This window comes from Bradyrhizobium sp. AUGA SZCCT0160 (assembly GCF_018130105.1).
Taxonomy (GTDB): domain Bacteria; phylum Pseudomonadota; class Alphaproteobacteria; order Rhizobiales; family Xanthobacteraceae; genus Bradyrhizobium.
Genome location: NZ_JAFCMD010000030.1, coordinates 43,872 through 66,761 on the forward strand (window position 1 = coordinate 43,872; position 22,890 = coordinate 66,761).

Annotated in this window: 20 protein-coding genes and 1 riboswitch; of the genes, 14 read left to right on the forward strand and 6 right to left on the reverse strand. The window is 62.9% G+C overall.

The features are described 5' to 3' along the window. Positions 1–89: 89 nt before the first annotated feature. Complete coding sequence (locus JQ558_RS33400) at positions 90–293, forward strand: tautomerase family protein (protein ID WP_025590867.1); 204 nt, start codon at positions 90–92, stop codon at positions 291–293. A 151-nt stretch (positions 294–444) separates the two neighbouring features. Further along, positions 445–840, forward strand: coding sequence for a thioesterase family protein (locus JQ558_RS33405; RefSeq protein WP_212212940.1), 396 nt, complete (start codon positions 445–447; stop codon positions 838–840). Positions 841–956: 116 nt separating this feature from the next. Here JQ558_RS33405 and proC read toward each other — a convergent pair whose 3' ends face one another. Further along, complete coding sequence (gene proC / locus JQ558_RS33410; protein WP_249142747.1) at positions 957–1,784, reverse strand: pyrroline-5-carboxylate reductase; 828 nt, start codon at positions 1,782–1,784, stop codon at positions 957–959. Positions 1,785–1,986: 202 nt separating this feature from the next. Next, the gene (locus JQ558_RS33415; RefSeq protein ID WP_212212934.1) at positions 1,987–2,487 is read right to left on the reverse strand and encodes a YbjN domain-containing protein; all 501 of its coding nucleotides are present in this window, start codon (positions 2,485–2,487) and stop codon (positions 1,987–1,989) included. A 512-nt stretch (positions 2,488–2,999) separates the two neighbouring features. Between JQ558_RS33415 and JQ558_RS33420 the strand changes: the two genes are divergently transcribed. The 3 genes from JQ558_RS33420 (at position 3,000) to JQ558_RS33430 (ending at position 5,369) form a co-directional block, all read left to right on the forward strand. Next, positions 3,000–3,347, forward strand: coding sequence for a glyoxalase superfamily protein (locus JQ558_RS33420; protein WP_212296407.1), 348 nt, complete (start codon positions 3,000–3,002; stop codon positions 3,345–3,347). Between the two features lie 201 nt (positions 3,348–3,548). Next, positions 3,549–3,697, forward strand: a riboswitch (FMN riboswitch). A gap of 74 nt (positions 3,698–3,771) precedes the next feature. Then, the gene (locus JQ558_RS33425) at positions 3,772–4,380 is read left to right on the forward strand and encodes a 6,7-dimethyl-8-ribityllumazine synthase (RefSeq protein WP_212296408.1); all 609 of its coding nucleotides are present in this window, start codon (positions 3,772–3,774) and stop codon (positions 4,378–4,380) included. 179 nt (positions 4,381–4,559) lie between these two features. Further along, positions 4,560–5,369 (forward strand): SDR family NAD(P)-dependent oxidoreductase, encoded by an 810-nt coding sequence (locus tag JQ558_RS33430; protein ID WP_212212925.1) that lies wholly within the window; start codon positions 4,560–4,562, stop codon positions 5,367–5,369. Positions 5,370–5,436: 67 nt separating this feature from the next. Here the strand turns inward: JQ558_RS33430 and JQ558_RS33435 are convergent, their stop codons facing one another. Beyond that, positions 5,437–6,153, reverse strand: coding sequence for a dihydrofolate reductase family protein (locus JQ558_RS33435; RefSeq protein WP_212296409.1), 717 nt, complete (start codon positions 6,151–6,153; stop codon positions 5,437–5,439). A gap of 506 nt (positions 6,154–6,659) precedes the next feature. Between JQ558_RS33435 and JQ558_RS33440 the strand changes: the two genes are divergently transcribed. From JQ558_RS33440 to JQ558_RS33450, 3 genes are all read left to right on the forward strand, one after another. Next, a complete protein-coding gene (locus JQ558_RS33440; protein WP_212296410.1) occupies positions 6,660–8,384 on the forward strand; it encodes a PQQ-binding-like beta-propeller repeat protein in 1,725 nt (574 codons plus the stop codon). 109 nt (positions 8,385–8,493) lie between these two features. Continuing rightward, positions 8,494–8,832 (forward strand): cytochrome c, encoded by a 339-nt coding sequence (locus JQ558_RS33445; RefSeq protein ID WP_212212921.1) that lies wholly within the window; start codon positions 8,494–8,496, stop codon positions 8,830–8,832. Continuing rightward, positions 8,825–9,622 (forward strand): ABC transporter substrate-binding protein, encoded by a 798-nt coding sequence (locus JQ558_RS33450; protein WP_249142748.1) that lies wholly within the window; start codon positions 8,825–8,827, stop codon positions 9,620–9,622. The genes JQ558_RS33445 and JQ558_RS33450 overlap by 8 nt, the downstream gene beginning before the upstream one ends. A gap of 109 nt (positions 9,623–9,731) precedes the next feature. Here the strand turns inward: JQ558_RS33450 and JQ558_RS33455 are convergent, their stop codons facing one another. Further along, positions 9,732–9,950 carry a hypothetical protein gene (locus JQ558_RS33455; protein ID WP_212296411.1) on the reverse strand — a complete coding sequence of 73 codons (219 nt, stop codon included), beginning with the start codon at positions 9,948–9,950 and terminating at the stop codon, positions 9,732–9,734. Between the two features lie 488 nt (positions 9,951–10,438). Between JQ558_RS33455 and JQ558_RS33460 the strand changes: the two genes are divergently transcribed. Together JQ558_RS33460 and JQ558_RS37605 are read left to right on the forward strand one after the other, a co-directional pair. After that, on the forward strand, positions 10,439–11,614 hold the full coding sequence (locus JQ558_RS33460; RefSeq protein WP_312015060.1) for a TAXI family TRAP transporter solute-binding subunit: 1,176 nt from the start codon (positions 10,439–10,441) through the stop codon (positions 11,612–11,614). 15 nt (positions 11,615–11,629) lie between these two features. Next, entirely contained in the window at positions 11,630–12,301 is a 672-nt protein-coding gene (locus JQ558_RS37605) for a hypothetical protein (protein ID WP_249142749.1), read from the forward strand. Between the two features lie 119 nt (positions 12,302–12,420). Here the strand turns inward: JQ558_RS37605 and JQ558_RS33470 are convergent, their stop codons facing one another. Together JQ558_RS33470 and JQ558_RS33475 are read right to left on the reverse strand one after the other, a co-directional pair. Further along, the gene (locus JQ558_RS33470) at positions 12,421–13,935 is read right to left on the reverse strand and encodes a CYTH and CHAD domain-containing protein (RefSeq protein ID WP_212296412.1); all 1,515 of its coding nucleotides are present in this window, start codon (positions 13,933–13,935) and stop codon (positions 12,421–12,423) included. A gap of 369 nt (positions 13,936–14,304) precedes the next feature. Beyond that, the gene (locus tag JQ558_RS33475) at positions 14,305–14,514 is read right to left on the reverse strand and encodes a hypothetical protein (RefSeq protein ID WP_212212915.1); all 210 of its coding nucleotides are present in this window, start codon (positions 14,512–14,514) and stop codon (positions 14,305–14,307) included. 852 nt (positions 14,515–15,366) lie between these two features. Here JQ558_RS33475 and JQ558_RS37985 point away from each other — a divergent pair. The 4 genes from JQ558_RS37985 to JQ558_RS37995 all read left to right on the forward strand — a co-directional run. Further along, complete coding sequence (locus tag JQ558_RS37985) at positions 15,367–15,492, forward strand: hypothetical protein (protein ID WP_283814203.1); 126 nt, start codon at positions 15,367–15,369, stop codon at positions 15,490–15,492. 124 nt (positions 15,493–15,616) lie between these two features. After that, entirely contained in the window at positions 15,617–16,753 is a 1,137-nt protein-coding gene (locus JQ558_RS33480; protein WP_212296413.1) for a helix-turn-helix transcriptional regulator, read from the forward strand. A 180-nt stretch (positions 16,754–16,933) separates the two neighbouring features. Then, the gene (locus tag JQ558_RS37990; protein ID WP_212296414.1) at positions 16,934–20,446 is read left to right on the forward strand and encodes a cadherin-like domain-containing protein; all 3,513 of its coding nucleotides are present in this window, start codon (positions 16,934–16,936) and stop codon (positions 20,444–20,446) included. A gap of 262 nt (positions 20,447–20,708) precedes the next feature. Then, on the forward strand, positions 20,709–22,890 hold a 2,182-nt coding region (locus JQ558_RS37995), incomplete at its 3' end, for an autotransporter-associated beta strand repeat-containing protein (protein WP_212296415.1).

Below are 22,890 nucleotides of genomic sequence, written 5' to 3' on the forward strand. Positions count from 1 at the left end.
CTGATATCCACGTCTTGTTTGATGCAAAGGATCGTGGATGGCCCGGGACAAGCCCGGCCATGACGAAGTAAAGAGGGAGAAAGAAAAAAATGCCCGAGATTACCGTGAGCATGGCCGCCGGCCGCACCGACGAGCAGAAGGCCGGCATGATGCGCGACATCACCCAGGCGCTGGTCAAGAACCTCGGCGTCGATGCCGATGCGGTCGTGATCCAGATCAACGAAGCCCCGCTCGCCCACAAGATGAAGGGCGGCAAAACGTTTGTGGAACGCGCGGCTGCCGCGAAGAAGTAGGGCGCCTGTCGTCCCGGCGAATGCCGGGACCCATACCGCGTTGTGCTCTCGGTTGGAGCAAGGTGGCTGACACCTTCAGCAACAACAACGTTTGGTGGTTATGGGTCCCGGCTCAAGGCCGGGACGACGGCGAGTGATTTGGACCAGCCCCATGGACGCACGCGAAATCATAAAAATCGGCATGAGCGCTGAACGCACGCTGGTGGTGCCGCCGGAGCGCACGGTCGGGCATTTCGTGCCTGATATGCCGATGGTCTATGCGACGCCGATGATGATCCTGGAGATGGAGATGGCATCGGGCGACGCCGTCCGGGACCATCTTCAGCCGGGCTGGATCACGGTCGGCACCGAGGTCGATATCCGCCATCTCGGCGCTTCGCTGGTCGGCGCGACCGTGCGGACCACGGCGAAAGTGGTCGCGGTGGAACGCCGCGTGATCCGCTTCGAGGTCGAGGCCTTTGAAGGCGAGCGCAAGATCGGCGACGGCCGCCACGCCCGCGGCCTCGTCAATGTCGAGATGTTTAACAAGCGGCTGGGCGTGAAGTAGCTGCACTCGCCACTAACTCGTCATGCGCGGGCTTGACCCGCGCATCCATCCCCTCTTCGGAAGAGTCGATCGAAGGGGATGGATTGCCGGGTCAAGCCCGGCAATGACAATAGAGTTCATTTCGCCAGGTCCTTCGAGCGCTGCGTCGCCGCGGCCACCGCGCGCGTCATCAGCTTCTGCATTCCGTCAGGACCCATCAGCACTTCGAGCGCTGCCGCGGTGGTGCCGCCGGGCGAGGTGACGTTCTGGCGCAAGGTTGCCGACGACAGGTCCGAACGGTGCAGGAGCTCGCCGGAGCCGGCGACGGTTTCCCGCGCGAGCTTGGTCGCCAGTTCCTCCGGCAGTCCGGCCGCGACACCGGCGCGCGCGAGTTCTTCGGCGAGCAGGAACACGTAAGCCGGCCCCGAACCGGACACCGCCGTCACCGCGTCCATCAGGCTTTCCTTGTCGACCCATTCGACCGAGCCCGTCGCGCGCAGCAGCGCGTCCGCGATTCCGCGTTGCGCCGCGCTGACTTTCTTCGCCGCGACCGCGACCGTAATGCCGCGGCCGATCGCGGCCGGCGTGTTCGGCATGGCGCGAACCACGCTGCCGCCGACGATCGATTCAAGCACGGCGATCGTCGTGCCCGCCATGATCGAGACCACCAGCGTCGACGATCCTACGAAAGCCTTCAGCGCCGCACCGGCTTCGCGGAAGGATTGCGGCTTCACCGCCACCACCAGCGTATCGACCTCGCCGACATCCTTCGGCGTCGGGTTCAGCCGGATGCCCTGCGCCGCCAGCGCGCTGATCTCGCCGGCGGGATGCGGCTCGATCACCACGACGCGCTGGGGATCGAGCCCCTGCGCCAGCCAGCCGGTCAGCATCGCGCCGCCCATCTTGCCCGCGCCCGCGAGCGCGATGGTGCCGTGGACGTTTTTGAGTGCGTTGGTTGTGCTCAAGGTGCTCACCACGAATTCGCTGTCGTCCCGGCCCGGTGCGCAATTGCGCACCAGGAGCCGGGACCCATAACCACCAGCGGTTCTAGTGAAGCGAAGGACAGGCCACAAGCAGTTTGCTTTAGCCATTCACGTCACGGCGTATGGGTCCCGGGTCAAGCCCGGGACGACACCGAATATGTGGAGGTGGTTCGGGCTAAAGCGCCTACGCCTCGCCCTCGGTATCAAACATCGCGGCGCTCATGGCTTCCGCGGCGGTCTTGCCGGCCCAGACCACGAACTGGAACGCGGGGTAATAGCGTTCGCAGGCGTGGATGGCGCCGACCAGCATGGCTTCGCATTGCGCGGTCGAGGCGGTGAGCCCGTTTGGCAGCACCAGCGCCTGCCGGTACATGATCATGCCGGTATGGGTCCAGATGTCGAAATGGCCGATCCACAATTGCTCGTTGATCGCGGATATCAGCCGCTGCACCTCGGGCCGGCGCGCGGGTGGAATCTTCATGTCGAAGGCGCAGGCCAGATGCAGCGCCTCGATCTCGGCCATCCAGGTAAAGGAGAGCTGATAGTCGGTCCAGTCGCCCTTGGAGACGATCGTCACCTCGTCTTCGCCGGAACGCTCATACGCCCAGTTGTTATCGCTGGCGATGTCCTCGACAACCGCGAGCGGGTTGTTCGGGGAATCGATAATGCCTTCGAGGAGGGACATTCCGTCTCGACCTTGCCATTTCACGTGAGTTGATACGCACACGGGGACCGGCGCGCGCGGGAGCTGATGCGTCGCGGCCGACTGCAATCCCCTGATCGTTCCTGACCTTGTTCTTGATCGTCCCGAGGCTTGCCGGCTCAAGTGATGTGATTTGCGGAATCTGCGCAACCGACCCCGGAGTCCGTCCACAGCCAATGCGCAGGCCGTCCACAGCTCTTCGTGGTCGTAATTATTGATTTGAGAACAAATCGGAATCGGATTCTGTGGATTGGTGTCGGCCGCCACCGGAAGAGCACCGGCCCGCCACAATGGTTAATTTTTTCTTAACCCGAATTGACAGCCGCTTCCGCAGAGGCGCATATTTTTCCACAGGTGGATACGACCCGCTGCTTGCGCCCCTTCGAGGGTACGGTGAACGTATCGAGCCGTTCGAGGCCTCCTTTGCGAGAGCGAACGAGTCAGAAACGCAAGCGCCTGACACATCTTGTTCGCCAATGCAGAGGACGTATCCCATGCGCGATTTTCGCGATGCCAAGGCTATGGCGCATTCGTTGCGCGAGGCTCTCGAGGCCAAATCGGTTTCTCTCACCCACAGCGAGAGCCTGGAACTTGTCGCCAGAACGTTGGGCTTGCCCGACTGGAATCATCTCGCCGCGCGAATCGAGTCGAGCCTGCCTCCGCTCATGCCGGCCGGGGCAACAAATCCGGTAGCCATCACGGCAGGCGCGGGCATCCCGATCGTGCCGATGCGGGACCTCGTGGTGTTTCCACAGATGGTCGCGCCGATTTTTGTTGGGCGCGAAAAAACCCGGCGCGCGATCGAGCGCGCGCTGGCGACGGACCGTCGATCGAGTGGATAGACCCCCACCCGCCGCGCTTCGCGCGTCGACCTAAGAGCGAGCTTCGCTCGTCTCGACCCCGCAAGCGGGAGAGGTGAAGACAAACCCGCCGCTGCCCTGTCCCGCCGTCATGGGGATCATGCAGATTCCCGGTGCTGATGGAGCTTGCCGATGCCGCGGCCTTTGGTCATATTTGCTGTCAGGTCGTCCATTCCGGGCGGCCGATGTTCTCAGGGCGGGGTGAAAATCCCCACCGGCGGTAAGGGTGACGTAGCCCAAGCCCGCGAGCGCCTTCTTCTCCCGAAGAAGGGTCAGCAGATTCGGTGTGATTCCGAAGCCGACGGTTAAAGTCCGGATGAAAGAGAACGGTTGCGGCGGCCCGCGCGTTTGCGTGGGTCAATCGTCGTTCCGTGTGCCCTGATTCTGGTCCTGAAAGAGGAAAGCCATGAATCAGATGTTGCAAGAGCCTGAAGCCCAAACCCAGCTGGCCCAGCCCCAGGAAGCGCAAGTCAGCGTTCCCGAACGCGCCAGCGTTCCCGACACGCCCGAGCGCCCGCCGGCGCCGGTGCATCCGCGTTTCGTCAAGCCGCAGCGGGTCGCCTTCGTGCAGGCGTCCTGGCACCGCGACGTGGTCGAGGAATGCCGCATCGCCTTCCTCGAAGAGATCGAGGCGCGGCATATTTTGCGCGCGCAGGTCGACCTGTTCGAGGTGCCGGGCTCGTTCGAGATCCCGCTGCATGCGCAGTTGCTCGCCAAGACGCGGCGCTACACCGCGATCGTGGCGGCGGGCCTCGTGGTCGATGGCGGCATCTACCGCCACGAATTCGTCGCCGACACCGTGATCAAGGCGTTGATGGACGTGCAGCTGAAGACCGAAGTGCCGATCTTCTCGGCGGTGCTGACGCCGCAGCAGTTCCATGAAAGCGCCGTGCACCACGATTTCTTCCGCAAGCATTTCGTCATCAAGGGCATCGAAGTCGCCGAAGCCTGCGCCAACACCCTGCACAGCCTGGAGCGGCTGCGCGGCCAGGTCGCCGCGGGAATTACGGGGTGAACCGTAGGATGGGTTGAGCTCTTCGCGAAACCCATCATCATCTCGATCGGCAACTGATGGGTTTCGCAAGAGCTCAACCCATCCTACGAACTACGAACAGGTCGCGGCGGCTATATTGCCGCCGCGGCCATGAGGAAATTTCGCAAATAGAAAAAACCACAGCAGGGAGCATCGCCATCATGACCGGACAAAATCCACCCGATTGGCTCGGCCTGACAGGCCGCGTGTGCGTGGTGACGGGCGGCGGCGGCGGCATCGGCCGCGCCACGGCGCTCAGCCTTGCGCAGGCCGGCGCCCGCGTCGCCGCGATCGATCTCGATGAGCGCGGCCTTGAGACCACGCGCAGTGAGCTGCGCCAGTTCGGCGCCGGGCATTTCGTCGGGCGCTGCGACACCGCGAATGCCGAGAGCGTTGCCGGCGTGTCCGAGGCGGTCGAGCAATCGCTCGGGCCATGCGGCGTGCTCGTCAACACCGCCGCCGTGCTGCGGCCGGGCGGCCTTGAGAATCTCACGCTGGCCGAATGGAACGCGGTGCTGTCGGTCAATCTCACCGGCTACTTCCTCTGCGCGCAAAGCTTCGGCCGGCAGATGCGCAAAACCGGGCGCGGCAGCATCGTTCACGTGTCGTCGATCGCCGGCAGCCATGCGCAGGGCCAGAGCGGCGCCTACAGCGTCAGCAAGGCCGGCGTCATCATGCTCTCGCGCCAGCTCGCCAGCGAGTGGGGACCGGCAGGCATCCGCAGCAACGTCGTCAGCCCCGGCATGGTGATCACGCCGATGAGCCAGGCGTTCTACGATACGCCCGGTGTCACCGAACGCCGCTCCGCCGTGGTGCCGTTACGGCGGGTCGGCTTGCCGCAGGACATCGCGGACGCCATCCTCTACCTCGCCAGCGACCGCTCGTCCTACGTCAATGGCGACGAGATCACCGTCGACGGCGGCTATGCCAACATGCTGATGAATTTGGTACCGCGGCCGGGCTTTGAGTGACGAAGAGGTGAATGTGTCGCTGACACGCGCCGGTGATGGCTCGGTCGGCGAGTTGCGCATTGCGGCCCTACCCGGGCGCGCGCTCCACGGCGTGACGGAGCCAGATCATGCCGCCCTCCAGCGTCTCGCAGTGGGTGAGCCGCAACGACTGACCCGCGCCGGGACGGTCGCCCTCCGGGCCGTCGTAATCGACGATGCTTTGCGTGCCGGCCACGCCGTCGACGGCGGGCCAGATCAATGTGCTGAACTCGTCGATCAGTCTGTGCTTGAGGAATGCGCCGTTGATCCTGCCGCCGCCTTCGAGCAGCAGCTTCTCGACGCCCAAGACAGCGGTCAGTTGCTTCATCCCGTGCAACAGATCATCGCCTTTCGCGCCGGCGAAGACATAGGAAACCCCGTCTTCGCGAAGTTCGGCGAGGTAAGCGTCGGCGACCTGCTCGCCGAGTACCGCAACTACGTGGTCGCCGCCGACATTGTCATTGCCGTAATGGACCCGCCCCGACGGGTCGATGGCAATAGCGAGCTTGCGGCCACGGCGTTCGCCGATGTGTGCCTGACGTGGCGCTTTTGGCGCTTCGGCAAGGCGCCGTTCGGTTCCCTTGGCCATTTCACTCATGGTCTTGCGACCGACGATCCATCCCTCGGCTTCGAACCCTTCATGTATTTTTTCATAATGTCCTCGCAAAACATCCGCCGGGATGCCCGTGGCCGCCCGGGTGAAGCGGCTGGGATGCAGGCGTCCATCAATGGATGTGCTCATGTGGCAGATGATGTAAGGCCGCATCGCTGGTCTCTTTCCTGCTGATTGTATTGTCGCCGGACGTGTGGTCGTTGCCGTGATGGCGGCGCGTGCGAGCCTGACTGAAATTTGCAAAGAAGCCGACCGGAAATTTTTTGCGGATCAGGCAATTCAGCTCAGGGTTGCCAAAGCCGGCGGTGCTCCACAAAAAAACAACAATCCGGTCAGCTAATAGCGCGGCGCATCGAGGGACATGTCATGGTGCACCGCACCGACGTCGCCGGGGACCGTTTGGGGCAGGCAAGCTCCGGCCATGACCGCGTGTGCCGCGCTGCGCTGAAATCACTCCCGCCTCGACAACACTCCTTCGTTCGGACCATTGCCGCTTCTCGGTCAGGCGGCATGAAGTGCTGCGGTCTCCTCGACGGCAGTCCCGCCGGTCCACCCATCCATCTCGAACTGCCGGCCCCATGAGGCTTTGACACCAGAACATTCTGCACGAGTCGCGACGGAAATTCGGCCCAACAAACAAACACAAAGGGAGGATGCAGATGATTTTCTATGGACGATCTGTTGTCGGCTGCGCCGCGCTGGCGGTGGCTGCATTGGTCACCGTCTCGCCGGCGCGCGCGCAGAACCCTGCGGCGCTGAATGCCGAGGCGACCATGAACGACTGGCCGACCTATCACGGCACCTACAAGTCCTACCATTACAGCGGCCTCGACCAGATCAATGCCGGCAACGTCAAGAATCTCGAAGTCGCCTGGATGCATTTCCCGGAGCGCGCCACCCGCGGCCTGCAGTCGACGCCGCTGGCGCTTGACGGCGTGCTGTATTATTCGGGCTCCTACAGCCGCGTCTACGCGCTTGATGGCGCGACCGGCAAGACGATCTGGGCCTATGCGCCGGAGCTCGACGAGGAGCTGGTCGCGAAGCAAACGCACTCGCCCTACAATCGCGGCATCGCCATCGGGGGCGGCAATCTCTATGTCGGCACCGTCGACGGGCGCCTGATCGCACTCGATCTGAAATCCGGCAAACCGGTGTGGGACACCAAGCTGCTGGATTCCAAGAAGGTGACCGTTGGCTTCACCGGTGCGCCGCTGGTGGTCAAGGATATGGTGATCATTGGTGCGCAGGGCGGCGAGTGGACCGGTCGCGGACCGATCTTCGGCGTGGACGGCAAGACCGGCCAGAAGAAATGGGAATTCTTCACGGTGGCCGGAACCGAAGAGGCCATGAAGACCTGGGGTGGTGACTCCTGGCGGACCGGCGGCGGCGGCGGCTGGATGCCCGGAACCTACGATCCGGAAACCAATTCGGTGTGGTGGGGCACCGCCAACCCGGCGCCGCTCTACGACTGGTCCGGCGCAGACTGGAAGAAGAGCGGGCCGCGGCCGGGCGACAATCTGTACACGACATCGGTCATCGCGCTCGATCCCGATACCGGAAAGCTCAAATTCTATCATCAGGAGCTGCCGCACGATGCCTGGGACTTCGACTCTTCCGTGGGCGAGTTCGTCATGATCGAGCGCGGCGGCAAGAAGCTCGTGGTGCATGCCAACAAGAGCGGATACATCTTCGTCTATGACCGTTCCAACGCCAAGGTCGAGAACGTCTGGCCGCTGGTAAAGAACATCAACTTCGTCAAGAGCATCGATCCGAAGACCGGTGAACTGATCGGTCGCCGCGACCTCGTAGAAGGCAAGGTGGACCCGCCATTGTGCCCGGCCATCGCCGGCGGCATCAGCTGGAACTCCGGCGCCTACAGCCCCAAGAACGGGCTGTTCTACCGGATCGGGCAGGAGTGGTGCATGGAGATGACGGTCGAGAAGACCACGCCGATCACGGAGCCGATGGCCCAGCTCAACCTCGGCGCCACGTTCAAGATCGTGGCGCCGCCGGACGGACCGGCCCGTGGCCATCTCAGCGCCCGTGATCCGGTCACCGGCGCCAAGAAGTGGGAGGTCGCCTACAAGCAGCCGCCGCTCGCCAGCGTTCTCGCCACCGCGGGCAATCTGGTTTTCGTGCCGGACGCCGAAGGCATCGTGCACGCCTACAATGCCGACACCGGCGAAGAGCTCTGGTCGCGCAACAACGGCATGGGGCACAACGCCGGCATCATCAGCTACATGGCCGGCGGCAAGCAGTACGTCGCCGTACCGGCGGGCTGGGGCAGCCTGGTGGCCGACGAGTTCGTTGCGCTCTATGGCGAGCCCTTCAAGAGCATGTCGAAGAATACCGGCGCTCTGATTGTCTACGCACTCAGACAATGATGGTGGCGCGGGCGGCAGGGATCGATCTCCTTGCCGCCCTTGCGGTCAAGGCCTTGCCGCCCCGGCCGTTCAATGCGTTGCCGTTCTTGCGATTAATACGGATGCTGGAATGCGAATACCGTTGCTGATTGTTGCGGCCATCATCTGGCCATTTCTGTCGACCGCCGCGTTGGCCCAGCAGGCTGCAAATCCGCTGCCGCAAGCCGAAGCCTCGCCTGACGACATCGAGGGCGGGAAAATGTTCGCCACCACCTGCGGCTTCTGTCACCAGGAGGGCGGCCGTCATGCGGGCAGGGGTCCGAAGCTGTCGAAGTCCGAGCGCAGCGATGAATACCTCATCGAGCGCATCAAGAAGGGCAAGGTCGGCGCCATGCCCGCCTATGGGTCGGTGTTCAGCGACGGCCAGATCATCGCGATCCTGGCTTACATCAGAGGGCTCGATGACTAAAGCGGCGTGGAAACCGCGATATCGCCTCTCGCGATATGCGGCAAGTCTCGCTCTGCTGATGATCTGGAGCGCTCCGGCGGATGCCCGCTCGCTCGAAGCCATCATCGAGCGCGGTGCGTTGACGCTCTGCGCCAGCCCCAACGCGCTGCCGTTTGCCAGCAAGTCCGGACCGGTCCACGGATTCCAGATCGAACTCGGCGAAAAAATTGCCGGGCAACTCGGGGTCAAGCTGACGCGGGAGTGGGTGATCAGCGCGATCCAGTATCGCCGCGCCGATTGCGACCTCGTGCTCGACGTCATCGCCCGCAAGGATACGCCGCCCTCCGGCGGGGTGCGGACGTCGCGTCCTTACCACCGCAGCGGCGTCGTGCTCGCGGTACGCGGCGATTCACAGGCGTCCTCGCTGGCCGGTCTCGGTCCCGACCAGCGGGTCGGGGTACCCGTCGGCTCGGTGGTCTCGATGACGCTCGCCAAGGGCGGCGCCGCCACGTCTCCGTTCGCCTTCGAGGACGACATCGTTGCGGCGCTCGCCAATCGCGAGATCGAGGCTGCCGCCGTCACCCCGATGACGGTCGGCTGGTTCAACCTGCAGCACGCCGACAAGCCGTTGCGCCTGATTCCGGCGTTCGGCGACGATCAGGACCTGAACTGGAATATTGCCGCCGGGCTGCTTCGCCCCGACGACCAGCTGCGCGCGCGTGTCGATGCGGCGATCGAGGCCCTGCTGGCCGATGGCACCATCGCGCGGATCTACGCCCGCTACGGCATCGAGCTGCGACCTCCGCAGTGAGGCGCGCTTTTCTGACGTAATGGGTTGAAGCAGACCGCATTTGTGTGAAGCGAGATTTGAAAATGACCCACCTGAGGCATTGGCTCGGGGCTTCTGTCCCGCGCTTTTTTTAGGACCACGGCGGCTCTTCGCCCGCCCCGGCTGCCTCGTGGTGGGTCGTGACACCCGCCGCACGCAATCCGGTCAGCAATACAGTTCTCACAGAGGCAGGATCAAATCCAATTTCCTTGGCGTTTGGTGGATGTGCCTCGCTGCCCTTCAATCGGAGCGCCAGGTGCAATTGCTCGCAAAGGTGCTGAACGACGAGATTGACCTGATCGTCAGTCATGATCGGCTTCTCCTGCTGCCAGTTTGCTACCCATCTAAGTAGCACACATCAAAATAGGGTGATACGCGATCGGACCGCCCAAGGACCAAGCCCGCCGACCTCCCGGTCGAACAACCAGATCGATACGAGATTCACATCAACCTCAAAACTGCCAGAACATTCGGTCTCGAAGTCCCGGCCCCTCTTCTTGCGCGCGCTGACGCCGTAATTGAATAGTCCTGCTCTTCGCTGCAGTGCACGAGCCTGCTATCGGCAGTTTTCAGGCCTGCCGAAGCGGCCTGACGACGTCCGTTGATCGGCATCCCCGACAAAGGAACGCCACTGGTTCAGGTGCGTTAAAAAAGGCGAAGCAAATCCACTTTGCCCGGTCGTGGTTGTGACGTCGCGGGGTGACGATTTGTCGGCTCAAGCCTTTTCCCTGACGGCGAGCGAATGTCACGCCCGGGGCCGGTCTGGTCGAACAGGTGGGAACAATGAGGGTCTGCGGAGTGGTGCGGGTCGGTTTGTTGACCGCATTCATTGCGGCGGCTTGGCTCGGCCAACCGGTCCGGGAGGGCCTCGCCCAAACCCGACCGTCCGTTTCTGCGAGTGAACCCGCCAAAGCATCTGCGCCCAAGGCAAGCGCTCCCCGGAAGGAAGCGGGAGCAGCTGTGAGCCCTTACACCGCGGGATTGGTAACCGGTCCGCCGCAAAGCACCGAGTTCGCCATCACTCAGGACATTGCGACCACGTTGGCCACCGGCCAGGAGACCGGTCCGCGCGGCGAGGTCGCATTACGGGTGCTCCCGATGGTGGGAAACGGCGGCATCCGCAACATCCTGGACGTGCTTACGCTGGCAGGTGCCGACATGGCGATCGCGCCTGTCGTCCTGGTCGACCGGCTGCGCGATGCAAGGACGATCCCGGACATCCAGAACAAGCTCGTCTACATCACCCCGCTTTTTGTCGAAGAGTTCCATCTCCTCGCGCGCTCCGAGATCAAGAGCCTGGCGGATCTTGAGGGAAAGACGGTCAATCTCGGCGAAGAAGGCAGTGCTGCCGCGCTGCTTGGCCGTGAGGTGCTCAACCGTCTGGAGGTCAAGTTCAGCGAATTGAACCTGGGGCTGGACGCCGCGCTGGATGGCATGAGGAAGGGGCAAATCTTCGCCAGCCTGCTGGTTTCGGGCAAGCCGGTCAGCGCCCTGGCCCGCACCGCGCAAATGGATGGCATTCACCTGCTGCCGATTCCGTATTCCCGGGCGCTGCAGCAAGATTATCTGCCATCGACGTTCCGCCGCGAGGATTACCCAAACATCGTTGGGACCGGTGAAAGCGTCGACACGATCGCGATCAAATGCGCTCTTTTCGCCTACAACTGGCCGACCCGAAGCGAGCGGTTTCAGCTCCTGGAACATTTTGTCGAAACGCTGTTCTCGCGGTTTCCCGAATTTCTCGGTGACGCTCACCACCCCAAATGGCGCGAGGTGAATTTGCCCGAGGTGCTGCCGGGGTGGCGGCGATTTCGTCCGGCAGAGCGCTGGCTGCAGCGGCAATCGGGCGGAGAGGCTGCGCTTCGCAAGGCGTTCGGCCGGTTCCTCGAGCAGCAGCCAGCCAGCAATCCGCCGGACCGCGAAGAGTTGTTCCAGGATTTCATGCGGTGGCAGGAACGCAAGCAGGGCAGGTGAGATTGGGAGATCACGATGCGCAATGCGCTGGTGACCGCAGCTCTCGTCGCTTCGCTCGGATTGATCGCCGATGTGCGGCAGCCTGCCGCCCAATTTGGCCAACCCCAATTGAGCCAACCCCAATTGAGCCAACCGCAATTCGGTCAACCGCAATTCGGTCAACCACAATTTGTTCAGCCCCCGTTTGGTCAACCCCAATTTGGTCCATCGCAAAGCGCGGCACCGCAAGTGCAAGCACCGACCAGGGTGCAAACCGCCGACAAGGTCAGAAAAGCCAAACCAGCCGTTCGCAGAGCAGCCAAAGCGCACAGGAAGCCCGCCGTCGTTCGTGCGCCGCCAAATCAGCGGAAGATGGCCGAGAAGGACGGATACAAGCGCGTCAGCGATCTCGTGAACTTCCCAAAGTTCTTTCCCAGCCTCGGCATCGTCTTTGTCAAACCCGAAACCTTGCCGCTCGGACCATTCGTGACCTTCGACCGCAAGGATCGCTTGATGGCGACCGTGTATATGGTCCCGACAAAAGACATCGACGATCACAAGCCATTGGAGGCGCCGGGGTTCGCCGGTGCACCGCTTGACCACGTCAGCATCTATTTCAACCCTGGTCACCCCGGCGTGGACGTGCCGCACTACCACCTCGTGATCTGGCATGTGACCAGGAAGGAGGAAGCGCGTGTTGCGAAATGACGCGTGCTACGTACGCGTGGGAGGGGTTGGACATCAGAACCGGCATCCTGGCGGGGTCATTGCGGCCTTCCAAGGCCTGAGAGCGCAATCTCGTCAACCGCGGACACCGCAACGCTTCCTCATCGGAGTGGCTCGACGGTCAGCGGACGCAGGTGCTGAAGCTCACGACGTGCCGCCTTCAACAGACCAATTGCGGCCTCCCGCTCCTGACCGACCAGAAAACCGGACGCGAAGGCCTGGGCTCTTCGATTGGCCTGCGGAGCAGTCAGGGCGGCTTCTGTGGCCATCTTTCGGTGCGCCATAAAATCGTTCAACGCTCCGAGCGCCGACTGAACGTTTTTCAGCCGGCTTGACAGTTGCGTAATCTCCTTGCGATCGCTGTCATCGTAGAGACCTTCAAAGAAATCGAGGGCGTAACGGATCTTCTTGATCCTGATCCGCAATTTATGGCGTTGGTCGGGTGAGAGTTCGTCCAGGCGCTTGCCTTGCTTGCGCACCTTTCTGATGCGGCGATCGAGAAGTTCGGCGGCGTACGGCCCAATCGATCTGTCTTTGTCGGCTGGCGCTTTTCTGGTTTCGATCCATTCGAGCATATCGATCAGCAGGCGACGGAACCGGGGTGACCCGACGGCTTGACCGGCGCGCTTGAACGCCTTGGTGCGTTGCGCCGCAAACTTTTTCTCGATCGCGCGAGACCCTCGCTTGGGTGGGCCGGCTTTCACTACCGGGCCAACGCGCTCTTCCAGAAAGACGTCGATTTCACGAGCCCGTGCGAGTTGGCCTGTAAGCCACTTGAGCTCCTCCTTGATGCCGGCGGTACTCGCGCGCGGCAGCACGTCGTCAAAAAGCGAGATGGCTGCACGCGTTCGTCGCAGGCCTACCCGCATTTGATGGATGGCTTCTGCGTCCAGGTTGCGTATGGCGTCCGCATTGGCCGCGAAATGCCGGAACGTGGAGGAGGCAATTGCGGTGAACGCATCGTTGGCTGACAATATCCTGTCGAGGTGGATCGGTTCGGCATGGCTGGCGCTTTCGCGACCGCCTCCGGCGAACTGATAACCTTTTTCAGACTTTGATTGCAGATCAAGCTCGGCGCCGGTCTTGCGTTCGAAACTGCGAGCTATCCGAAACAGATCGGCGGAACTTCCGCCCTTCAGTTCGAGCTCAAATTCGGAGATCGGTCTCGAGCGACCGCCTGACGCGATTTTTCCGCGGTCAACCGCGAGTTCGATTTCGCTGCGCCGGGTGCGGATCGGCAGCGCCATCCGACGAACGGAGGTCCGGAAGACAGGTTTCAACTTTCGCTGCAACTTCCTGGTGATCAGCCTGTCGAGCGGCGTGTCTTTGGCTTTGGTGAGATCGGGCGTCGCGCCATCCAGTTTCGTTTCCCACTCGCCGCGGGCGAGGGCTCCCGACGTTACCGCCTTTACCGTCTGCACATAGTCATCGCCGGCCTGGCGGACTCTCAGGGTAAGTCCGTTGCGTTTCAGCTTGTGCTTGGCCGTATCGAAATAGATTGTCACCAGATTTTGCTCGGACCGGCCGCCGCGGCGCGCGCCCGTCAGGCGGGTCTTCGCAACAGAGGGCAGCTTTCGGGGCGCAACACGGAACTTCAGTTCGGCTTCAACGCTCATCGTGGACTCCGTCGGGCGTTGGTAAAAAACGGACGTTTCCCGAAAGGTTCCGTATTCAAGCCGAAGATTCGATATGCTTTTTGGCGTTGCCGTTCCGAATATCGGCAGTCGTCTCACTCGACAGGGGCGTGCGCACGTCACCAACGCCGAAATGCAGGGTTATTCATTACTCGCAACAGAAGGAAGCGACGACATGGCGGTTGGGATACGGGGCACGTTGAAGTCACGAAAATGAGCGTTCAAGCCGGAGCGCTATCTTGTCGACACCCGTGGACACCGCAACGCTTCCTCAGCCGAGAGAAGGAGAAGTTGAAGTGGAGCGCCGCATCAACAGGGAGCGCTCCACTGCATTGAATGAAGTCGCTAGCCTTACTTCCCGCCCCTGGGCTTTATGCCCTTCAGCGTGCCTTGCGGCTCTGCGATTCCCTCGGCGATCTTGTCAAGGCCCATCCGAATTCCCGTTCCAGCAAGGAACGAGCCTACAACGACGGCGATATAAACAAAGCCGCCTGATACAGCGTCAAGTTCGTGGTCAGCAAGAGGACGCATCGCGTTCAGATCTGCCGAATAGGTCTGCATGACTAGCTCCACCATTTTGGTTGGGGTCGGGATCATCCAGACCGTGCAACGATGCGTAAAGCAGGTGCGGGAAGGGTGCTGTGATTAAAGTCACACTCGCGCTTTGCAGGCGGTGATTGGCGAGGAATGCATTGGCGACATCGACAGGCTCAGCATGCGTTGCGTATTGGGTCGATCGCGCGTCAGCTGTTGCGATCTCCATCAACCATCCGCCGTTCGGACGTGCCCGATCGCCGACGATATTCCGTCCTTGTGATAGAAAGGATATGATGGAGCGGATATGATCCGGGACACTCAGTCCCCGCCGGCGCCGCCAGCCGCATGCCCTCATGGGTTCGCCTCTGGCGATGTCGAAGATGTCGGCGGACTGTGAAGTACTTTACATTCCTGTGTTCTTGGCCCGGGCTAGGATGGCGGAAGGCTTCTTTCTTGAAGGAGGCATCATGCTCGAGACATTCAAATGGAACTCCCGATATAACGCTCGCGGATGGGTGACGATGGCTGGCGCGCTCGTTGTGCTCCGCGCCCTGAATGCATTGCGACAGAAGGGTGAAAGCAAGCGAAGGCCGCCACTCTGGAAACACTTCGACGATACCCATCATTGGGACTCAAGCGCGGAGGAATGGGTCCCGAACGATGATCGTGATCGTGCAACGCATCATGCGTCCGGCACGCCGAATTCCGAGACGCAAGGTCCCTCTCGCTGACGAGCCCGTCGAGCGGTGCGGGCGCGAGAAGTAGCGGGATCGAGATGTGAGTTGCTGCTGGCCGCTTGACAGTGGTCAGCGATGGTCCGGCGCGGCAAAGCCACCGACATCTTCGTTCGCATTCGAGGACGATATTGTTGCAGCGTTGGCCAATCGCGAGAGCAAGGCCACCGCTGTTACCCCGATGACGGTCGGCTGGTTCAACCTGCAGCACGCCAACAAGCCGTTGCGCCTGGCTGCGCGCTGGCGAGTTCCGCGCAATATCGTTTGACCCGATTTCCCAAACCTGAAACAATCGTTTCATTGGTGAACCCCATGTATTGTAAAGAAAATCTACTGCACGCGGTCCGTGCATTGGTCGGCCTGTGGGCCGTGAATGCAGCCGTTATGTCAACATGATCGACCTGGAGGGCGTCTCAGCTCAAGCGCTGTCGGATACGATCGGCGCGATCTATGACTGCGCGCTCGATCCGCAGCTTTGGCCCGAGACCTGCCGGAAGATCGCCGATCTCTGTGAAAGCACAGGCGGCGGCATTTGCGTGCACGACATGCGGCACGTGCAGAACGATCAACTGTTCGTGTTCGGATACCAACCGGAATTCCTTGAAAAGCTGGGAAGCCAGTATGCGCAAAGCCCGATGGCGGCGGCGGACATCGTCGCCAGCGTCGGCGACGTCAACATCCTCTCTACCGATCGCCAGGAGTTGCTCGAAAGCCGTTTCTACAGGGATGTGCTGGAGCCGTTCGCGCTGACGGACATGATCTGGTTTCCGGCGTTGCGGACCGGCGGCCGCATGGCTTCGATGCACGCGTCCCGGAAAGACCAGGCGCCGCATTACCAGCAGCTCGAGATCGGGCTGTTCAAGCTGTTGTCGCCGCACGTCTGTCGCGCGCTGACGATTTCGGACGCGCTCGATATCCGCACCCTGCGCTCGGAGATGCTGGAAAAGACGCTCGATGTCCTCGCCGCCGGCGTTTTCCTCGCGGCGCGCGATGGCCGTGTCGTGTACATGAATGAAGCGGCCGAGCGCCAGGTCAAAGCCGGCACCTCTATCCGTATCCTGAACAATCGCCTCGATCCCGTCGATCCGGCCGCAAGCGCCGCCTTGTCGATGGCGATCGACCGCGCGGCCCGCGATGACGATGGTGGGGGCCAGCGTTCGCTCGCCATCCCCAGTGGAACCGGCGCGGGCTATATCGCGACCCTGCTGCCGGTTCAGCGCGGTCAGCGAGCCGACATCGTGGCGCCGTTCGCCGCTTCCGTCGCGATCTTCATGCAGGATCCGCTCGAAGCCCCGATGATGCCGGGGGAGGCCTTTGCCAGGCTGCACAAGCTGACCGGCGGAGAACTGCGCGTCCTGCTGGCACTGGCCCAGGGACTGGGCGCCAAGGAGGCGGCCGACATGCTCGGCATCAGCGAGCCTACCGTGCGCACCCATCTGCAGCACATGTTCGCGAAAACCCACACGCTGCGGCAGGCCGACCTGCTGCGCCTGTTGCAGGCCTCGACGCCGGCGGTTCGCGCGCCGTAGCCGCTTGATCTGCAGGCGTCGGATCTTGCGCATCCCCGCCCCGACCCCGCCAACCAAATAATTCGAGCTGCAATTCGTCGACCTCATTGGTTCCGATGATGTGCCGCTGCGCCGGACGTTCCAACGTCCCCCGTCCGAATTTTTGGGCGCTGAACGCATTCCCCTGTCGAAAGATTTGAAATGACCACCGTCACCAACATTGCCCAGTTGAACGCCGCCATCGTGTCGGCCGCCGGCGTCACCGCACCCGGCACCGTCGTCACCATCACGCTGGGCAACAACATCAGCCTCGGCGCCACGGCGATGCAGGCGATCAACCTGCATGTCGGCGTCACGCTGGTCATCGAGGGCGGTGGCCATACGCTGAACGGCGGCGGCATCCAGCGCGGCTTTTTCGTCTACGCCGGAACGGTCGAGATCAACGACCTTCTCATCAACAACATGCTGGCGCAGGGCGGCGACGGCGGTACTTCGGATGTCGGCGGAGGCGGCGGTGGTGGAGCCGGGCTGGGCGGCGGGCTTTTCGTCGGCGCCAATGTGGCCGGCAACCCCGGAAACGTGACGCTGAGCAATGTCAATTTCTCCCAGAACGCGGCTGAGGGCGGTCTGGGCTCGCTCAATGCAATCATCGGATCCGCTGCGGGGGGCGGCGGCGGTCTCGGCGGCGACGGCGGCGCGGTGGACATTTTTAAAGGCGGCAGCGGAGGCGGCGGCATCGGGGGCGACGGCGGCACTGCCGATGATTTCCAGGGTGGCAGCGGCGAGACCGGCCTCGTTTCCGGCGCCGCCGGCGGTGCCAGTGGCGGAATAGGCGAACAGGGGAGTTACACCCCGGGCGCAGGCGGCCTGAACGGCGGTGGTGGTGGCGGTGGCGGCGGCGGCGATGGGACTTTTGCTGGCTGGTTGGTTGGTAATCAGCCCGGAGGCGTCGGCCCCGGCGGCGGCGGTGGCGGCGGCGTCGGCGGCGCTGCGGGCAGCCCATTTACCGGCGGCGACGGCGGGTACGGCGGTGGTGGTGGTGGCGGCGGCGGGGACGGCGGGTTTGGCGGCGGCGGCGGCGCCGGCCTCGGCAAGGGCGGATTTGGCGGCGGCGGCGGAGGAGGCTCCGTCACGAACGGCGCAGCCGGGTTCGGGGGCGGCGGGACGCTGACCGGGGGCTACGGCGGCGGCGGCCTTGGCGCGGGTGGCGCCGTCTTCGTGCAAGAAGGTGCCTCGCTGACCTTCGCCGGCTCGACGGGCATCGTCTTCAATTCGGTCACGGGAGGCGGCACCGCGAACCCCCCAGCTGTCGTCCAGACAGGCGAACCCGCGATCATCGCCGGCATTCCGACTGGCCAAGCCTTCGGCAGCGGCATCTACCTGCAAGGCAACAACACGCTGACCTTTCGGCCTGATGGCACCGGGGTTACACGCGATGCCAATGGCAACCTGACGGGCTTCCTCGGACAGTACATCTTCGACGTGATCGGTGACGATGCCGGCTCCGCCGCCGCCGCCGGCTATGCCGGTGCCGTGGGCTACATCATGGGCCAGACCGGTATCGTCGTCGACGGCACCGGCACGCTCGTGCTTCTTACGACCAACACCTATTCGGGCGCGACAACGGTCTTGCAGGGAACGCTGGACGTGGAGGGCTCGATCGCGAGATCCGCCGTCACCGTGCACAGCGGCGCCACACTGACGGGCGGCGGCACCACCGGCGCGGTCACAGTGCGGAGCGGCGGTGTGTTCGATCTCACGTTCGATACCGTTGCAGGCAATATGCACACGGGCAGCCTGTCGTTTTCGTCAGGCGCGGGCTTCGCGGTCCAGCTCGGTGGTGCCCAGGCCGGCGTTTTCGATCAGGTCGTCGTCAACGGCACCGTCGCGCTGGGCGGTGCGACGCTCAACCTGTTGCTATTCAGCGGGTTCGTGCCCGCTGTCGGCAACAGCTTCCGCATCATCGATAATAACGGCACCGCGGATGCGGTGACCGGCACCTTCGCGGGTCACGCCGAGGGCAGCACATTCTTCTCCGGCGCCGTCAGGTACGCGATCAGCTATCACGGTGGCGACGGCAACGATGTCGTTCTGACGGCGATTGCGGCGAACGATCCGCCGGTAGCCGTGGCTGATGTCGGGACCGTAACGGAAGACGCCGCACCCAACCTGATCATGGGAAATGTGCTGACGAACGACAGCGATCCCGACGGGAACGCCCTCACCGTAACAAGCTCCGGCACGTTCAATCTGAGCCATGGCACGCTGGTCATGCATGCCGACGGCAGCTACGCCTATACGCTGGACAACTCCAATCCGGCTGTGGATGCGCTGAATACGGGCCAGACGCTCGTCGACAGCTTTACCTACGGCATCAGCGACGGACATGGCGGCACGAATTCGGCCAGCCTCAAAATCATCATCCAGGGAAGGACGAACAGCATTGCGCCTGACGTCGCCGGTGCGGTCACCCTGAGTGCGATTGCCGAGGATTCCGGCGCGCGGCTGATCACGCAGGCGGAGCTGTTGGTCAACGTCACGGACGTCGACGGGCCATCCTTGACCGCAGCCAATCTTGCGATCATTGCCGGCGCGGGTACCCTGGTCGACAACAATGACGGGACCTGGAGCTTCACGCCCGCGCTGCACGATGACGCGTCGGCATCGTTTTCCTTTCAGGTCACCGACGGCTTCACCTCGGTGGCCAACAGCGCCTCGCTCGACATCACGCCGGTGGACGATGCACCGGTCGTGACCGGCCTCGTGACCCTGAATGCGATCGCCGAGGACTCCGGCGCGCGGCTGATCACGCAGGCCGAGCTTCTGGGCAATGTCGGGGATGTCGACGGGCCGTCGCTGACCGCAGCCTTTCTTGCGATCGTTTCCGGCGCGGGCACGCTGGTCAACAACAACAACGGGACCTGGAGCTACGCGCCGGCGGCGAACGATGACAGTTCGGTGTCCTTCTCCTATTCGGTCACTGACGGCACGACTTCGGTGACCGACGGTGCGACGCTCGACATCACGCCGGTGAACGATGCGCCGGTGGTGAGCGCCGATGCGGCGCTCGCGGCGATCAACCCGAACTCCGGCACGCGGCTGATCACGCAGGCCGAACTGCTGGTCAACGCCAGCGATCCCGACGGTCCGTCGGTGCTGGTGGCGACCAATCTGCAAATCTCGGCAGGCTCCGGCGCGCTCCTCAACAACAACAATGGCACCTGGAGCTATACGCCGGCGGCGAATGACGGCGCTCCGGTCGCGTTCTCCTACCAGGTGACCGACGGCCTGGAGTCCGTTGCGGCGGGCGCCAGGCTCAGTGTCAACGACGCGCCGGTCAACACCATGCCGGCGTCGCGGAATGTCGCAACCAACATGAACATCGCGATCTCGGGGCTCGCCGTCAGCGACGCCGATGGCACGTCGTTGACCACCACGCTTCACGTCGATCATGGCACGCTGAGCGTCGGGGCATTTGCCGGCGCCACCGTCGTCGGCAGCGGGTCAGCCACGGTGACGCTGTCCGGCAGTGTGGCGCAGATCAATGCCGTGCTCGGCGTTGCCAACAATGTGCTCTACCACAGCGCGTTCGATTTCAGCGGCGTCGAACACCTGACCATGACCAGCAGCGACGGATCGCTCAGCGATACCGATGTCCTGGACCTCAGCGTCGTTCAGCATCCGCCGATGGCCGCCGATTTCTGGCTGGTGTGATGCGAGGCGCTTCGGAACCTGATCTCGTCGAAGCCCCGCGGATGCCAGGTGAGCCTTTCCAAGGTGGCGGCCGACATGCCCGGCATCAGGGAACCCACCGCGCACCCTTATGCAACACATGTTCTCAATTCGTCGACCTCATTGGTTCCGATGATGCGCAGCGACGCCCGGTATACCAGCATCGCCCCGTCTGAATTCCTGGGCCACCGCCACGTTCAGTCGTTTCGCTGAACTTTCAGTTTTTACTTCGAGGTCTCGGCCCATGTCGTTCTCCCAAAAATCATCGTTTGCGGCTTCGCAGCTTCGCACAGCCCTGTTGAGAAGCACCGCGCTGGTGCGGTTGTCGCTTTCCATCACGGTGGTTGCTGTTGGCGTCGGTTGCGCTCCCGCGTTCGCGGACGGCGGCGCGGGCGGCGCCGGTGCAACGGGTGCCGGAGCGGGAAGCGGTGGCGCGGACATGATAACGGGAAACACGGGCGATGACGGGGTTGCGGGCGGGGCCGATCCGGGCGGCGGCGGTGGCGGCGGCGGCGGCGGCGCTGGTGGTGGCCTTGGCGGTGGGCGCGTTCCAGGGGGAGGTGGACCAGGAAGCGGCGGCGCTTCGGGCGGATCGGGAGCGGCCACTTTGATGCTGTCTGGTGACAATGGCGCGGCCGGTGGCCTTGTCGGAGATGGCGGCGGCGGAGGCGGCGGCGGATTCCAGAACTGGTTCCAGAACGCCACCCTCGTGACATCCAACACAAACTTCACTGGAAGCGCCGGCGGTAATGGCGGTGCAGGGAATGGCAGCGGCGGCGGTGGCGGGGGTGGCGCCGGCGGAGAACAAGCTGGGTTTAGACTCCCCAATGCTACCTTCAACGCCTCCAGCAACGTTCAGCTAACAGGTGGTGCTGGCGGAGCAGGCGGGTCGAGCGCAGCGGGGTTTGGTGGTTCAGGCGGCACAGGAGGGGTCGGGGTGATATTTGTCGACCCCGGTGGAACCGTGAACGTGGGGACAGGAGCTCTGCTGAGCGGCGGGGCCGGTGGTGCCGGTGGCATGGGCGGGGCCGGCAATGGCGCTAACGGAGCGGGTGGTGTCGGTATTGTCGGAAGGGGACTGACGATCATCAACAACGGCACGATCAGCGGCGGACTGAATGGTGATGGCGTAACCAGGGCGGAAGCGATCCGCCTTACGGGCGGCGCTGCCGACGTCAACACCATAACGTTCGGCAATGCGACTGCGGGCATCATTGGAAATATTCACATCGGGGCCAGCATACTTACTTTCGCGCAATCAACCGATACAACGCTCGCCGCATCTATCACCGGCTTCGCGGGTGCAATAGAGAAGACAGGTGCCGGCACTCTGACCCTGTCCGGAGCCAGTACCTTTGGCAATTTCGTCAACATCAGGGCTGGCACGTTGTCCATCACAAACGACACCAACCTCGGCATTGGCAACAAGTCTATCTCAATTCTCGATGGCGCGAGATTGGCCGTTACGGGTAATGCCACGTTCGCCAATAACTTTGGATTTTTCATCAGCGGCAATCCCAACTTTGATATCGCAGGGGGCACCACCAGCACAATCCAGGGCGTGATCACAACCACGGGGCTGGTCGGAAGCGGCTTTACCAAGACCGGCGCCGGAACCCTCGAGCTGGCGGGGATGAATAATTATTCTGGTTTCACGATCGTGAACGCCGGCACGTTGCGTGCCGGATCCGCTCGCGCTTTTGGAATATTCAACGTACTCGCGGTTTCAGGCGGCGCGACCGTGGACTTGAACGGCTTCGACCAGACGTTCCTTCAGCTGAGTGGTGCCGGCACGGTGACGGGCGCCAACAGCACGATTTCCAGGGCATTTTTTGCTGGTGATTTCAACATGCCGGGCACATCGATGAGGATTGTCGGCAATCTCGCGTTCCAGTCCGGTGCGCTCTATGTAGTTTTCGTCAATCCGGCCACGACGTCATTTGCCAATGTCACCGGCACGGCTACCCTTGGTGGCGCGACCGCAGGCGTCGTGTTTGCTGACGGCGCGTATGTGCAAAAGAAGTACACGATCCTCACCGCGACCGGCGGCATCAATGGCACCTTCTCTTCGTTTCTCACCGAGAATGCGCCATCAAACGCCACATCGACGTTGAGCTACGACGCCAATAACGTCTATCTCGGTATGATCTTGGATTTCACCATTCCGGGCGGCCTCAACGGCAATCAGCAGAACGTCGCCAACGCGCTGACCAATTTCTTCAACACCACCGGCGGCATTCCCGCTGTTTTCGCCAACATGTCGGCCGACGGCCTGTCGCAGGCGGCCGGAGAGACCGCGACCGGATCGCAGCAGACGACGTTCAACGCCATGAACCAGTTCATGGGCGCGATGATGGACCCGTTCATTGCGGGGCGCGGTGACGCGGCAACCGCCGGCGGCAACGCATCCGGTTTCGCCGATGAGG

Excerpts from the sequence above, each read along its gene's own strand:
- JQ558_RS33400 (WP_025590867.1), top strand. The coding sequence starts at position 90 with ATGCCCGAGATTACCGTGAGCATGGCCGCCGGCCGCACCGACGAGCAG.
- JQ558_RS33405 (WP_212212940.1), top strand. The coding sequence starts at position 445 with ATGGACGCACGCGAAATCATAAAAATCGGCATGAGCGCTGAACGCACG.
- JQ558_RS33415 (WP_212212934.1), bottom strand. The coding sequence starts at position 2,487 with ATGTCCCTCCTCGAAGGCATTATCGATTCCCCGAACAACCCGCTCGCG.
- JQ558_RS33420 (WP_212296407.1), top strand. The coding sequence starts at position 3,000 with ATGCGCGATTTTCGCGATGCCAAGGCTATGGCGCATTCGTTGCGCGAG.
- JQ558_RS33425 (WP_212296408.1), top strand. The coding sequence starts at position 3,772 with ATGAATCAGATGTTGCAAGAGCCTGAAGCCCAAACCCAGCTGGCCCAG.
- JQ558_RS33430 (WP_212212925.1), top strand. The coding sequence starts at position 4,560 with ATGACCGGACAAAATCCACCCGATTGGCTCGGCCTGACAGGCCGCGTG.
- JQ558_RS33435 (WP_212296409.1), bottom strand. The coding sequence starts at position 6,153 with ATGCGGCCTTACATCATCTGCCACATGAGCACATCCATTGATGGACGC.
- JQ558_RS33440 (WP_212296410.1), top strand. The coding sequence starts at position 6,660 with ATGATTTTCTATGGACGATCTGTTGTCGGCTGCGCCGCGCTGGCGGTG.
- JQ558_RS33445 (WP_212212921.1), top strand. The coding sequence starts at position 8,494 with ATGCGAATACCGTTGCTGATTGTTGCGGCCATCATCTGGCCATTTCTG.
- JQ558_RS33450 (WP_249142748.1), top strand. The coding sequence starts at position 8,825 with ATGACTAAAGCGGCGTGGAAACCGCGATATCGCCTCTCGCGATATGCG.
- JQ558_RS33455 (WP_212296411.1), bottom strand. The coding sequence starts at position 9,950 with ATGACTGACGATCAGGTCAATCTCGTCGTTCAGCACCTTTGCGAGCAA.
- JQ558_RS37605 (WP_249142749.1), top strand. The coding sequence starts at position 11,630 with ATGCGCAATGCGCTGGTGACCGCAGCTCTCGTCGCTTCGCTCGGATTG.
- JQ558_RS33470 (WP_212296412.1), bottom strand. The coding sequence starts at position 13,935 with ATGAGCGTTGAAGCCGAACTGAAGTTCCGTGTTGCGCCCCGAAAGCTG.
- JQ558_RS33475 (WP_212212915.1), bottom strand. The coding sequence starts at position 14,514 with ATGCAGACCTATTCGGCAGATCTGAACGCGATGCGTCCTCTTGCTGAC.
- JQ558_RS33480 (WP_212296413.1), top strand. The coding sequence starts at position 15,617 with ATGATCGACCTGGAGGGCGTCTCAGCTCAAGCGCTGTCGGATACGATC.
- JQ558_RS37990 (WP_212296414.1), top strand. The coding sequence starts at position 16,934 with ATGACCACCGTCACCAACATTGCCCAGTTGAACGCCGCCATCGTGTCG.